Annotated in this window: 12 protein-coding genes; 9 read left to right on the top strand and 3 right to left on the bottom strand. The window is 27.2% G+C overall.

Features of this window, described 5'->3' with window-relative positions; genetic code table 11:
- The first annotated feature begins 499 nt into the window (after positions 1 to 499).
- Positions 500 to 1,087 (top strand): rubrerythrin, encoded by a 588-nt coding sequence (rbr, locus tag ACY1IQ_RS11695; protein WP_039635033.1) that lies wholly within the window; start codon positions 500 to 502, stop codon positions 1,085 to 1,087.
- A gap of 224 nt (positions 1,088 to 1,311) precedes the next feature.
- Here rbr and ACY1IQ_RS11700 read toward each other — a convergent pair whose 3' ends face one another.
- Positions 1,312 to 2,085 (bottom strand): histidinol phosphate phosphatase, encoded by a 774-nt coding sequence (locus tag ACY1IQ_RS11700; protein WP_461614082.1) that lies wholly within the window; start codon positions 2,083 to 2,085, stop codon positions 1,312 to 1,314.
- Between the two features lie 310 nt (positions 2,086 to 2,395).
- On the bottom strand, positions 2,396 to 3,580 hold the full coding sequence (gltS, locus tag ACY1IQ_RS11705; RefSeq protein WP_461614083.1) for a sodium/glutamate symporter: 1,185 nt from the start codon (positions 3,578 to 3,580) through the stop codon (positions 2,396 to 2,398).
- A 257-nt stretch (positions 3,581 to 3,837) separates the two neighbouring features.
- On the opposite strand from gltS, the gene ACY1IQ_RS11710 reads away from it, so the two are divergent.
- The 8 genes from ACY1IQ_RS11710 to ACY1IQ_RS11745 all read left to right on the top strand — a co-directional run bounded on the left by ACY1IQ_RS11710 (position 3,838) and on the right by ACY1IQ_RS11745 (position 14,000).
- Positions 3,838 to 5,352 (top strand): DUF445 family protein, encoded by a 1,515-nt coding sequence (locus ACY1IQ_RS11710; protein WP_461614084.1) that lies wholly within the window; start codon positions 3,838 to 3,840, stop codon positions 5,350 to 5,352.
- A 295-nt stretch (positions 5,353 to 5,647) separates the two neighbouring features.
- Positions 5,648 to 6,412 carry a TatD family hydrolase gene (locus ACY1IQ_RS11715; protein WP_461614085.1) on the top strand — a complete coding sequence of 255 codons (765 nt, stop codon included), beginning with the start codon at positions 5,648 to 5,650 and terminating at the stop codon, positions 6,410 to 6,412.
- A gap of 432 nt (positions 6,413 to 6,844) precedes the next feature.
- A complete protein-coding gene (locus ACY1IQ_RS11720; protein ID WP_461614086.1) occupies positions 6,845 to 7,861 on the top strand; it encodes a 3D domain-containing protein in 1,017 nt (338 codons plus the stop codon).
- Between the two features lie 471 nt (positions 7,862 to 8,332).
- Positions 8,333 to 8,896 (top strand): ribonuclease M5, encoded by a 564-nt coding sequence (rnmV, locus tag ACY1IQ_RS11725; RefSeq protein ID WP_461614087.1) that lies wholly within the window; start codon positions 8,333 to 8,335, stop codon positions 8,894 to 8,896.
- On the top strand, positions 8,877 to 9,719 hold the full coding sequence (rsmA, locus tag ACY1IQ_RS11730; protein WP_461614088.1) for a 16S rRNA (adenine(1518)-N(6)/adenine(1519)-N(6))-dimethyltransferase RsmA: 843 nt from the start codon (positions 8,877 to 8,879) through the stop codon (positions 9,717 to 9,719). Before rnmV ends, rsmA begins: the two co-directional genes overlap by 20 nt.
- A gap of 360 nt (positions 9,720 to 10,079) precedes the next feature.
- Entirely contained in the window at positions 10,080 to 12,158 is a 2,079-nt protein-coding gene (locus tag ACY1IQ_RS11735; RefSeq protein ID WP_461614089.1) for a hypothetical protein, read from the top strand.
- Positions 12,159 to 12,504: 346 nt separating this feature from the next.
- Positions 12,505 to 13,083: a hypothetical protein gene (locus ACY1IQ_RS11740; RefSeq protein ID WP_461614090.1), complete on the top strand. Its 579-nt coding sequence runs from the start codon at positions 12,505 to 12,507 to the stop codon at positions 13,081 to 13,083.
- A gap of 104 nt (positions 13,084 to 13,187) precedes the next feature.
- On the top strand, positions 13,188 to 14,000 hold the full coding sequence (locus ACY1IQ_RS11745) for a hypothetical protein (protein ID WP_461614091.1): 813 nt from the start codon (positions 13,188 to 13,190) through the stop codon (positions 13,998 to 14,000).
- A gap of 33 nt (positions 14,001 to 14,033) precedes the next feature.
- Here ACY1IQ_RS11745 and thiT read toward each other — a convergent pair whose 3' ends face one another.
- Complete coding sequence (gene thiT, locus ACY1IQ_RS11750) at positions 14,034 to 14,663, bottom strand: energy-coupled thiamine transporter ThiT (protein WP_461614092.1); 630 nt, start codon at positions 14,661 to 14,663, stop codon at positions 14,034 to 14,036.
- Positions 14,664 to 14,712 lie beyond the last annotated feature (49 nt).

Raw genomic sequence — 14,712 nt, forward strand, 5'->3', positions numbered from 1 at the left:
CTAAAGGAAAATAAGAAATTGAATATGTTAGTCTATTCAATATAAAATAAGGAACCAGATTTCAATCATAGTATTGCTTATGTAAAATCTGATATTAGAATAATGTAAAACAAGATAATATACTAATCTATTATTTTTGAAGATATTTAAAATAAAAAGAGCGTAATAATTATTACGCTCTTTTTATTTTATCTTACATTATAATAACATGTCATTGCTAAGAAAATTACGAATATACAAAGTTATAACATATAAAATGTGATAAGTGTTATTTTATAAAAGTTTATTAATATATAGAAGAAGATTATTTAGGTTAAGTATGCAGCTGTTGTAATAATTTTGAAAATAATTTTTAAATATTTGGAATATATGGAAAAACATATATTAATTTGTTACAATTATTGTATAAAAGTTCAATTACCAAATTAATTCATAATGAATTAATTTTGAGCTTTTAGGTAAAAATATGAAATGAGAAATTTTGAAGGAGTGTTGTTTTATGAAAAGTTTAGTTGGAAGCAGAACGGCAGATAATTTAGCTAAAGCTTTTGCAGGAGAATCTCAAGCTAGAAATAGGTATACTTATTATGCTAACATAGCACGTAAAGAAGGACATATGCATATTGCTGCAATATTTGAAGAAACAGCAGATAATGAAAGAGCTCATGCTAAGGTTTTTTTTAATCTATTAACAGAAGGATTAGGAAAAGCTCATATAAAAGTTGATGCAGAATACCCTATAGGAGTAGGAAATACATTGCAAAACCTTGAATATGCAGCAGAAGGGGAAAAAGAAGAGTGGGGTACAGCATATCCTGAGTTTGCTAAAATTGCTAAAGAGGAAGGATATCCTGAAGTTGAATTTGCTTTTAATCATATAATAGAAGTTGAAAAAGCTCATGAACAAAGATATTTAGATTTAATGAATGCGTTAAGAGAAGGTAGATTATATAAAAGAGAAGAAAAACAATATTGGAAATGTAGAAATTGTGGATATATACATGAAGGGGATGAAGCACCTAAAGTTTGCCCTGCTTGCAAACATCCACAGGGATATTTCGAAATTATGTATGATACTAAAGCATAGATAAGGCATCTTCAAAAAATAACTAGCCAGCATACTAGTCTATTTTCTATCATACTGCGTCAACAGAACTTACTCATAGCTTAAACTATGAGCGAAACCTGTTTCCTTGTCTGATGCAAAATAGACGTCGCATCTTTGACTAGTTATTTTATTTCAGATGCCTAAATCCATAATTAAGATAGGTATTTCTAATAATGTAAAATAACTTATAAAAGGTGTGATTATTAATCACACCTTTTTATGTATTCAGCTTTTCTTTCCTTATAATATACAGGAGCTAATCCTACATACTCACAAATTTGTAGAGCTTGTTTAAAATTTAATCCAATAGATGATGGAATATGAGCATCGGAACCTATGGTTACATATTTTCCTCCAAGTTCACGATATCTCTTATAAATATCTATAAGATTTTTAGTACTTAGTGAATTATCTAGACGTTTTGCGTTTATTTCTAAAGAGATTTCATAAGATAAACACAATTTTATAACCTCATCTATATAATCACTATATTCATTATAATATAGCTCTTGATTTTCATAAGGACAATATCTTGAGATAAAGTCTATATGACCTAAAGTATTTATATAATTATGAGTTTTTATAGAGTTTATCATATTTTCAAAATAAAGTGAGAATATTTCTTTTTTACTTTTTTCTTTATACAATGACTGATCGAAAGCATCTATTCCATTTACTGAATGTTGAGAACCTATTATTTGATCAAAGGGATGACAGGAAATTAATTCATTTTCTTTCTTATAGTTCATATCCATTCCTAATTCTATGCCTATTAAGATATTATTACTTCTATAAGAATTATAGCATTTAAAATATTCGTTTAAATCAACTTTAAATTTTGTTTTATCAGGATAATTTAAATCTATATGATCAGTTATAACTATTCCTAAGTTTAAATTTCTAGCTGAATTAATAGCATCCCTTATATTCATCTTTGAATCACTAGAAAAGTCAGTATGAATATGAGTATCAAACATATTTGCACCATCCTTAAAACATATTAATTACATTATATCAGTAAAAGTATAAGAAGAATATAGCGCTACTAATCCACAGCTTCTTTAATGCACATAATATGCAGTTTACTGTAGAAGATTAATAAATTGTGATAGATCTATTGAAAACAATAATAATTGATATCTTTTACTTGATATTTTTTGGATGTTTTATTTTAAATCCTCAGTTAAAAAGACATGATAAAAATCATGTCTTTTATAAGATATATTCAAAAATTTAAAAAAGTAAAAAATTAAAAAAATTTGAAAAACAAATATATGCTGGTATTAATTAACTAAAAAGGTTTACAAAGAGAGTTATTACCAACGAATTTGAAAAGTCTACAAGAAAAGCACCTACCACTGGGAGTATAAAAAATGCTTTTGGAGAAGCTCCATACTTTGAAGTTATAGCTTCCATATTTGCCATTCCATTTGGTGTAGCACCCATTCCAAATCCACAATGACCTGCTGCCATAACAGCTGCATCATAATCTTGTCCCATAAGCCTAAAGGTTATAAAGTAAGCAAATATAGCCATCAATATTGCTTGTCCAATAAGTAATATTAGTAGTGGACCTGCTGTACTTTTTAATTCCCATAGTTGTAAATTTATAAGAGCCATTGATAAAAATACATTTAAACTTATATTACCAATAATATCTGCACATTTTGAGTTGATTTTCCATTTTCCTGTACTTTCTCCTGTATTTAATATTATCGCTGCTACAATCATAGCATCAATGTATGCAGGTAAAGTAATACCTATTTTAGTGAAAATCATTTCTAAGATAGTTCCAAGACCCATAGATATAAAGATAATAGAAGTAGTTTTAAATAATTCTTCGTAATTTACTTTTTCTTTAATCTCTGTATCTGTTGCTACAAAAGCATCAGCATTGTTTTTTAGCTTATTTTTATTAATTAAATTTTTAGCAATAGGGCCACCAATTAAGCTACCACATATAAGTCCAAAAGTAGCAGCTGCCGCAGCTGTAGTTGTTGCACCAGCTAGACCATATCTAGATTCAAACAGTGCTCCCCAAGTTGCACCAGTACCATGTCCGCCGGTCATTGTTATTGAACCAGATATAAGTCCTAATAGTGGGCTTACTCCTATAGCTTTAGAAAGAAAAACACCAAGTATATCCTGAAATATTACTAATGATAAAGCTGCAATAAAAAATAATCCAACTTGAATTCCACCTTGTTTTATAAGTTTAAAACTTGCTCCAAGGCCTATAGTAGTGAAGAAAGCAAGCATAAAAGGATTCTGTAAAGTTGAATCTAAAGATATGGTCATTATATTGCTTTCAGTAAGTATTAAATTTAAGATGGCAAAAATAAGACCGCCTACTACTGGTGAAGGTATACAAAATTTTTCTAGAATAGTTACCTTAGTTTTTATCCATCTACCTATGTAGTAGACAACTATTGCTAAGGCTAAAGTTTGAATCATGTCCAATTTTAACGTCATAATAATTTCCCCCTAGTAATTAATTATTTATATAGATAACTTCATATTTTGAATTATATAATAATACTTAAAATTTAGTCAAATAGATTTTTTTAACATATAGCCATCATACATATATCGACAATAACCATGTTTTTCCATATGTTATTTAGAATTATCCAGAAAATTTATCATATTAAGTGCCTATATCTTAAGAGTTATGTTATTATATTTTGTATATTGAATTATGATTTTATATATTAAAAGGGAGTGAAGAAATGAAGTATATTATTGGATCAATGGTAGGTGCAGTAATAGGATACTTAACTAATTGGTTAGCTATAAAAATGTTATTTAGACCTCATAAGGAATTGAGAATAGGTAGCTTTAAAATACCTTTTACCCCAGGGCTTATTCCTAAAGAGAAAGAAAGAATATCAAAAAGTGTAGGAGAAACAGTAGGAGATCATTTACTAACTAAAGAAACAATATTAGAAGCTCTTTGTAACGAGAATATAAATGAGGGAATTTCTAATTATGTAGGAGAGAAGTTTAAAGAGTTACAATTTAGTGATATCACAATTGAAGATAAAGCAAAAGAGCTACTAAATGAAAACTATAATAAAATTTATTATGGAATAAGAGATAGCTTATCTAAATCTTTAATAGAAAATGTTAGAGATACACAATTTAAAAAAGCAATTTGTGAAGCTATAACTATAGAAATTAAAAATAAGCTTAAAAATAATCCTAAGGAGTTTTTAGGTAATAATGTTTATAGTGCTGTAAAAGGAAGTTTAATAGCTAAGAGTAAAGGTTATATAGATAGTGATGAATTAAAGAGAAGCATTGAAAAAGTATTAAATGATAAGATGAGAGACTTAGATAATTGCAATAAGTCGTTAAATGACATTATACCCAAAGGATTGACAAGCAATTTAAAAATCTATACATATAATAAAAGATATGAGATTTCATCTTATATTAAGACAGGGATAAAGAGTGAGAAAGCAGAAGTTAAGATAAAAGATATAATAACTGAAGTTATAAGTGGAATGAGTCCTATGATTGCTATGTTCATTAAATCAGATAGTATATATGAAAAAATAGTTAATGGGGCAGAAGAATTGCTTTCACAAGAACAAAATATTATTGATATAGTAATGGTAATAAATAATATTATAGATAAAATTTTGGAAACAAAATTAAGCGAGATAGTTAATAATACATCTAAAGAAGGCAAAGATTCTGCCGTTGAGACTATATCTAATCTTTTCATAGAACAATTAAAGGAAAATAATATAGTAGAGAATTTGTTAAATAAATTAGAGGAAAAATTTTGCAGCATGGAAACTCTAGAAGAAGCACTGGAGAATATGAATTTTTCTTATGATGAAATTATCAATAATATGATAATAAAAATTGTGGACAACATTGTATATAAAGAAGAATTTATGGACAAAATTAAAACTATAGTTGAATATGGGCTTAATAGCGTGGTTAAAAAGTCATCAAGAAGTTTATTAGTAAATACTAATGGAGAAACAGTAAATAAACTTTCCAAAGTATTAATAGACCTATATAAGAAATTCATAGATAATAAAGCACCGCAGCTTATTGAACGTTTTAATATAGCTAGAATTATAGAGGATAAAATAAATAGTTTTGATGTGATGTTCGTAGAAAAATTAATATTAGATATTGCAAGTAAAGAGCTTAAGGCTATTACATGGTTAGGTGCATTATTAGGGGGAATAATGGGATTATTATCACCATTACTTTCATCATTATAAGGCATCTTCAAAAAATAATAGCCCAGCATATTAGTCTATTTTTCATCATACTACGTTGTCAAAATTAGCACATAGCACCGCTATGAGCAGAACCTGACGCCTTGTTTGATATGAGGCATATTCAAAAAAATAGATAGTCAGTATGCTTATCTATTTTGTATCATACTGCGTTGTCAGAACCAGCCCATAGCGTCACTATGAGCAGAACTCGACGCCTTGTCTGATATAAAATATACTAACATCTTTGGCCTATTATTTTATTTCAGATGCCTAACAAAGAAAAGAGGTAGAAGAAATGATATTTGATTCACATGCACATTACGATGATGAAGCTTTTAATAAAGATAGAGAAAATGTTATAAGAGATATACAAGAAAAAGGAGTTATAGGTGTTTTAAATTGTGGTTCAGATTTAAGAGGGGTTAAAATTTCTGTTGATCTTTCTAATAAATATGAATTTATGTATGCTGCTATAGGTATACATCCTTCCTATGCAGACATTATAAATGAAGAATTAATTGAGGAGTTTAGGGAAATATCTAAAAATTCTAAAGTTAAAGCTATAGGAGAAATAGGACTAGATTATTATTGGGAAGAAAATCCTGAAAAAGAAGTTCAGAAAAAAGCATTTAGAATGCAAATGGAACTTGCAAAAGAATTAAATTTACCTGTGGTTATTCATGATAGGGATGCACATAAGGATACTTTAGATATACTAAAGGAATATCCTGAGGTTAAAGGGGTAGTCCACTGCTTTTCAGGTAGTGTAGAATTTGCAAGAGAGTGCTTGAAATTAGGATATTATATAGGTGTAACAGGGGTGGTTACATTTAAAAATGCAAAAGTAATAAAAGAGGTTGTTAAAGCAGTCCCTATAGATAGATTACTTGTTGAAACGGACTGTCCTTATATGGCACCTACACCTTATAGAGGAAAAAGAAATCAATCTGATTATATAGAATATATAATAGAAAAGATAATGGAAATTAAAAATTTAGACAGAGAAACTGTGGAAATAAATACCATAAATAACACTAAAAGGTTGTTTAATATAAAATAATAAGGTATAATACCAATATATAAAATCCATTTTGTTGAAAAAAGCTCCTAAAAATTACAGAAGAATAAGGAAATATAGTGGAATTAATGGAGTGAAATGGTTTTTAATATATATAATTCTATGATTTCCATGAAAAAAACAGTAGCAAAAATGTTAATAAATTATGAACAAAACTTATTTTCAAGTAATATTTATATAATTTATTAAATATATTTAATCATAACATCATCAAAAAATATTCAATATGGTCTTCTACAAATCTACCCTTAAGGATTGATTTTTCTGCAATTATAAGTGATGACCACATCATTGTAGGTATGTACACTACGTATATTTACAGAATCAATTCAATGTAAAGATACTTGAAATTTGACACAATTGCAAAACTTAGGTTATAATTTCGAGGTACTCTTGTCTAAGGGAGGTAATTTTATGATTATGAATGCAAAACTGAAGTTGAATACTTATTTTTCAACTTGGCAGAAGGCACTATTTATAGTAATGTTAGTATTACTAGGATTAACTATTACTATAATAAACATGAGAAAAACCATATCAATAGTTATTGATGGCCAGGAAGTACAAATTACAACATTATCAAATAATTTAGATACAATACTAAAAAATGAGGGTATTGCAGTAAGTGAATTTGATAAAGTATCTGTGGCATTAGACAGTGAAGTGAAAGATGGAGACAATATATATATAAATAAAGCTATAGATGTTGAAGTGAATGTTGATGGAAAGGTGTTAAAGGTTAAATCTGCAGAGGATACTGTAGAAAAAATGCTACAGGCAGAGAATATAGCTTTAAATAAGCTTGATAAAGTAACACCTGATAAGTCAAAACTTCTACAAAATGGATTGAAAGTTCAAATAACAAGAGTAAATAAGAAAGTTAAAGATGAGGTTAGGCATTTAGATTTTGCAACAGAAGTTAGAAAAAATGAAGATTTGCCTCAAGGAACTCAGAATATAGTCCAAAAAGGACAAAAAGGCGAGAAAGTAATCACAACAGAATTTGTGTATGAAAATGGTAAAGAAATTTCTCGTAAAGTTTTAAATGAAAAGGTTAAAAAGCAACCTGTTAATCAAGTAGTTGATGTAGGAACATTAGGGGTTTTAAGGCCTTCTCGTGGTGGCGAGGATTATTATACGGAAATGTTAACTATGTCATCTACGGCTTATACAGCTGATAGAGGAGATGACAATGGTGTTGCTGCTATAGGAGTGAACTGTGTTCGTGACCCAGATGGTTACAGTACGATTGCTGTAGATCCAAGAATTATTCCTCTTGGAACAAAGGTATATGTTGAGGGGTATGGATACGCTATAGCACAAGACACTGGAGGAGCTATAAAAGGAAATATAATTGATGTATATTTTAATACTTATAATGAAATGATCAATTGGGGTAGAAGAACAGTAAATGTTTATATTCTTAAATAGGAGCAATGCTCCTATTTTTTTCTTATCAGAATATTATATAGGATTAGGATGTATATAATATTCTGATAAGAAAAAAATTAATATATAACTTAGTCAATAAAGAACTGACTATGGATAGCTTTTGAAAATTGATAATTAAGTATGAAGAAAAGAATTATGGTGAAAATTAATTTCTTCAAATGGGATTTTCAATAAAAGTGACTGTGTCATTTTAAAAAGAGATAAATTTAAAATTTCTATTATAAAAGAGAAATATAAATAATTTTTTTAACTTATATGAAGATTAGCAACTTGTTTTTATCTTAATTAAAAAGTTATTTTCAACATATAATAAGGATAATACTCATCTAATGACTACATATAGTTTTTGTATAAATTAAATTTGTATATAACTTTCAGTTGACATTAATAAATATATAGAAGAAAATTATAAATGACATAAGGGAATATGGAAATATATTGGAGGAGCAGATGATTAAAGAAGTTATTGTTGTAGAAGGAAGAGATGATATTACTGCTGTAAAAAGAGCTGTGGATGCAGAACTTATAGCAGTAAGTGGATTTGGTATAAATCAAAATATAATAAATAAGATAAAAGAGGCACAAAAAAGACAAGGGGTTATAGTACTCACAGATCCTGATTTTGCTGGAGAAAAAATAAGAAAGATAATAGCAAAAAGAGTACCAAATGTTAAGCATGCATATATAAGTCAAAAAGAAGGTACTAAAGATGGAGATATAGGAGTTGAGAATGCATCACCAGAGACTATAATAAAAGCATTACAAAATGCTAAGTGTGAAATGAAAGAAGTTAGAAAAGAATTCGATATTCAAGATATGTACTTTTTTAAGCTTACAGGAGATAGCAAATCTAAAGAAAGAAGAGATGCTTTAGGTAGAGTTTTAGGGATAGGATATTGTAATGCATCTCAATTTGTAACTAGATTAAATAATTATGGTATATCTAAAGAAGAGTTTGTAGAAGCACTTAAAAAAATAGATAAGGAGATGAATTATGGAAAACTTAACAACTAAAGATATAGTAAATAAGTATGGATTTAAGTTTACTAAAAGTTTAGGGCAAAATTTTTTAACTGATGATAATGTTTTAAAGGATATTGTTTATGGAGCAGAGGTTTCAGAGGAAGATTATGTTATAGAAATAGGACCAGGTGTAGGAACTTTAACTAAAGAACTTTTGAAAAAAGCTAAAAAAGTAACTAGTATTGAACTAGATGATAAATTAATACCTATATTACAAGAAGAACTTAAAGAATATGACAATTTTGAACTTATACATAAAGATGCTTTAAAGGTAAATTATAACGAGCTTATAGGTGATGAGCAGAGCGTAAAAGTTGTTGCGAATCTTCCATACTATGTGACGACTCCTATTATAGTTAATCTATTAAATGGTGATTATAATTTTAAATCTTTAACTATAATGATTCAAAAGGAAGTTGCGGAAAGAATAGATGCGGAACATAGTACTAAAGAATATGGAGCTTTTTCATTATTAGTTCAATATTATTGTAGCACGAAAATAATAAGAAGAGTGCCACCATCATGCTTTATACCATCACCTAAAGTTGATTCGATAATTATAAGATTAGATAAATTGAATAAACCTGCTGTAGAGGTAGAAGATGAGAAATTATTTTTTAATATAATACGTCAAGCATTTAATATGAGAAGAAAGACACTATGGAATGGAATGAAAAATTTAGGTATGGATAAAGAAAAACTGCAAAAAGCTTTTGAAAAATCAGGTATAGATCCTAATAGAAGAGGAGAAACTTTAACAATACAAGAGTTTGCTACATTAAGTAATAATATATTAGAAGAGAAAAAGAATTAAAAATTAATTTGAAGAATCATTTTTGCTAATTAAAAGTTTAGTTAGTAAAAATGATTTTTTTATTTTCAAAAACAATTTGTAAATATTTGAAGGAAAATAATTAGTGAGAGCTTATAAATACGTTTTATATCAGATTAAAAATATTTTAAGAAGATTAAAAGGCGTTTTTTACAATTAATAATTAGTTAAGAATTAAATATTTTTAACATTAAATAGAATATTATTTAATAAGTATAAATATAATCTACTATAAGACAAAATGGGAGGAGTTTAAACTTTATCTTGTATAGGTTTTTATCATTTTTTAAAGTTCCCTCTCATATATTTATATTGTATAAATTTAAATGGAGGTAACGTGAAGTGACACCTAAAAAAAGTTATAGTAGATTTTTTATTATATTACAAGAAGACGAAAAAGGTTATTCTTTAGACCAAGATAAAGCTCCATCAGGTTATGCTAAATTAGAAATGAAAAATAATAAATGTAAATTGTCATATTATGTTCAAAACGTAAATAAACAAAAAGGACCTTGTCATATGGTACTTATTTGCGATAAGAAAGACACTAAAAAAATAATAAAAATAGCTAAAATGAACATAGATGATTATGGCAGAGCCGATGTTACTTATGAATATGACATGAATAATATAGCAGATAGTGGTATAAGCGCTGATAAAATAGCAGGAGCAGCTATCGTTAAATTGGATGGTAACAAAATTGGATGTATAATGCATGGATTTATTACTTCAGATGTATCTAAGGATTGGAAAGACTATGAGGTTGTTTCAGAAGAAGATATGAAGCCTATGCCAAGAGAAGTTATATTTGATGAATATGAACAACGAATAGAAGCTGTAAAAGAAAATAATTTAGAAGAAAGTAATACAGCAAAAAATGATATAGAAGAAAGTAGTATAGTAAAAAGTGATGAATATGAACAACGAATAGAAGCTGTAAAAGAAAATAATTTAGAAGAAAATAATACAGCAAAAAATGATATAGAAGAAATTAATATAGCAAAAAATGATGTAGTAGAAAGTGATATAGAAGAAAATATAGCTACTGCTAAGAATGATATGGAAAACTCTGAATTAGATGAAGAAATGAGAAAGAAAAAACATAAGTCTGATTGCGGCTGTAAAGAGAAAGATGATCATAAGAAAGAGGAAAAGAAAGAATATAAAAAAGAAGAGAAGAAAAAAGAAGAGAAGAAAAAAGAGAAGAAAGAAGAAAAGATGGATAAATGCAAAGAGCATGAATATGATAAGCATGATCATAAAGAGAAAAAGGAACATTATGATGATTATAAAGATAAAGAAGAGCATCATAAAGAGCATAAACATTGTAATGATCATAAAATGAAAAAGGATTGTGAGTACATGAAAAAAGATCACGATCATAAAATGAAGAAAGATTGTGATTATATGGAAAAAGAATATGAGTATATGAAAGAGGATTGTAGTCATATGAAGAAAGATTGGGATCATATGAACAAGTCTCATGATTATAAAATGAAAAAAGATTGTAATTACATGGAAGAAGAATATGAATATATGAAAGAAGATTGTAGTCATATGAAGAAAGATTGGGATCATATGAATAAATCTCATGATTATAAAATGAAAAAAGATTGTAATTATATGGAAAAAGAATATGAATATATGAAAGACGATTGTAATTATATGAAAAAAGATTATGATCATAAAATGAAGAAAGAATATGATTATATGAAAAAAGATTGCGATTATATGAAGAAAGATTATGAACATATGAATAAACATTATAACCATGAAATGCAAAAAGGCTATGAACATATGAAAAAGGATTATGATCATATGAATAAATATTATGATTATATGAAAAAAGATTGTGATTATATGAATAAAGAATATGGCCCTAAAATGGAAAAGCATTATGAGCATATGAAAAAAGATTATGATCATAAAATGAAACATGAGTGTTATCCTAATCATGAAGAGCATGAAAAAATGTACGAGAAAAATGATAGCTACAAAAAAGATACTAAGAGTATGATGACTAAATTCTTTAAAGATATAGTTAAAGAGTTTGAGAAAATGGATAATTATGATGATATTAAAAATTGTGCATGGTATAAAGTACCAGTGGAAAAAATGGAAGAGATGTACTGCATGCATGATTATAAGAAATATACGGTAATTTATTATCCGATGATTTGTTATTATCCTTACATTGCAAAGCATAAACATTTTATGATAGGTCATAAGTATGATATTAATGGAAATCTAAAATATATCGTATATGCGTTACCTGGCAAAAAATCTGAATCCGATCAGCCATATGGAGGAAAGACAGGATTTGTAGCATGGATGCCACATAAAAATGATGCTGAAATGGGATATTGGTTAATGTTCTATGATTTCAAAAATTCTACAGTAGTAGTACCAGTTAAAAGATAATATAAAAAAATAAAATGAGGGGAAAATTTCCCTTCATTTTTTATTATTGCTTAGCATCAATAAATTTTCAGTATTGAGTAAAGCAGTAAATACATTTACTTTATATATAAAAGATAAATTTTTAACATTTTAAAACTATTCATTGTAATATTTTATGTATATTATAATGTAAATAGGTAGAGATTAGCTTTTTATATTGTACAAAATATTCTTCTAATTTTTAATTAAGTATTCACCTTATAAGTCTTAAGATATAGCTAAAATTTAATAAAGTTACAATCTTTTCTAATAATTTAATATTAGCATTCATATATTATATTAATAATAATTTATGGAGGAAAATTTGATGAAGGTATTAACGATAAATAAGAGAAAAACTGGATTAGCGATCATAATGGTTGGTCTTATGATTTTAATAATTGGTCTTGGAAATTACTTTGAAGAAAAACTAAAAATTGCTACATTGACACAAAATAATATAGGATCCTTCAAAACATATAAAATAGAAGAAGAGATTACTTATGGATTGCCTGAATCTTGGATTAGTAGCGAGACTAAAGTAAGTAATGAGAAAATTAAATATCATAGTGATTTTATTTCTGATGATAATATAATTAAAGGATATATAGAACTTTGGGATGAAAATGAGGACATACAGTCTATAATCAAGGAAAATGAAAAACATATAAGAGGTATAGGTATTGATGATTATAAAGTAATTAAGTCAAACATAGGGAAAGATGAAGCTTATGTAATGCAATATAATATTTCTCTTTCTAAAGATGATTTTTATAGAACATATGATTATTTTTTAAATTTGAATGGAAATAAAATAAAATCAAGTTTCTATATAAAAGATAAAAGTTATAAAGAAAATATTCCTATAATATTTGAAAATATAATGAAGACTTTTAAAATCAATTAATATTTGATTTAATATCATATAAGTATTATAATTAAAGATATAAAAATTAAAGGAGAAGCAACATCCGCTTCTCTTTTATTAATTTTATAGTGTGGAGGAAAATTGTGTATAAGTTAAAGAAGTATGCAACAGTATTATTAATATTTCTAGTAAATGTAATGATATTTACTGGTTGTAGTGTGCTAAAGAGTAATAACAATGCTTTTGAATTTATGAAAGAAAAAAAAGCAACTAAAATCACTATTCAAAGCACAAGAGATAAAAGTTATAAATTTACTGTTACTGATGTTGGGGTAGCACAAGAAATATATAAAATTCTATCAAGTGCTAAAGAAGTTGATACAAAAAGTCCATTAGAAGCAGATTATATTTTTGAAATTTATGAAGGACCTGATAAGATTCATAAATTCAATTATATTGCTGGATTAGACAAAAATGATGGTGCAAATTTTTATAATGATGATAAAAACTATATAGTATCAAAACGACTTGATAATGATATAATTAAAAATTTCTGGAATATAAGAAAACCTATAGATTTTCAAAATGTTTATTATGATACAATATACGAGGCAGTAGACATGTATAAGAAGAGTAAAGAAGATAATCCTAAAATAGGAATTAATATGAGTTCAGATTTAGAGATGTCAAAATTTATTTTGTCTACTGATTTATTGAATTTTGAGCAAAGGCTTAATAAGCTGTCTGATGTAACTTTAGTAAAGGATGAAAATGCGGAAGATTTTGGTATAGTGGTGAATATAAATACTGAAGGGTATACTTCTACAAAATATAAAGCGATAATTACCTTTAAGGGACATGCTGGTGAGTATGAAACTAACTATTATGCAGTTAATAAGTATGAAAAAGGTGAATGGAAAATACAAATATACGAAAAGAAACCAGATGATTTTTAAATTAAAGAGCCTAGGGAGTTCCCTAGGCTCTTTTTAGGCTCTTTTAAGTTCTCTTTGTAATCTTTCAAGAGGAAGAACTGCTAATATTAATACACAGATTAATCCATCAAAGAATACATATGAAATATTGTATAAGAATGAATATACTAAAGGAGACATACCTTCTGGTGCATATGCGGCCCAAAATATAAAGCCGGAAATAAAGTGGAATACGAATCTTAGTGAGGTACCAAAAACTGTCCCCAATAATTTATTACTCTTAATTAAGCCTGAAAGACCTATTGCCATAAATGGCAGTGCATAATCAAATAATATTTGTATAGGATGAAGTATTTGAGCTGGACCAATTATAAAATCTAATACTCCTCTTAAAAATCCAGTTAAAACCCCTAGTACAGGACCATAAATATAAGAAATAATTATGATTGGAACCATACTTCCCAAAGTAACACTTCCACCATAAGGTGCATTAAATGGTTTTATAAGGCTAAGTGCTAAGGACACACCTAAGGCTACACCAATTTGAGTTATCATAGATGTAGAAAATTGGATTTTTTTAATTCTTGTAAAAGCAATAATTATTATTAGAACGCCTATTAATGTAAAAATTGTAGTACTACTACTTAAAATTTTTGATAAATTTTCTTGTAATGCATTTAACATAGTTGAACACCCCCCATTTACTTTAGACATCCAAAAGAAAATGATAAAT

It is taken from the genome of Clostridium sp. Marseille-QA1073 (genome assembly GCF_054863625.1).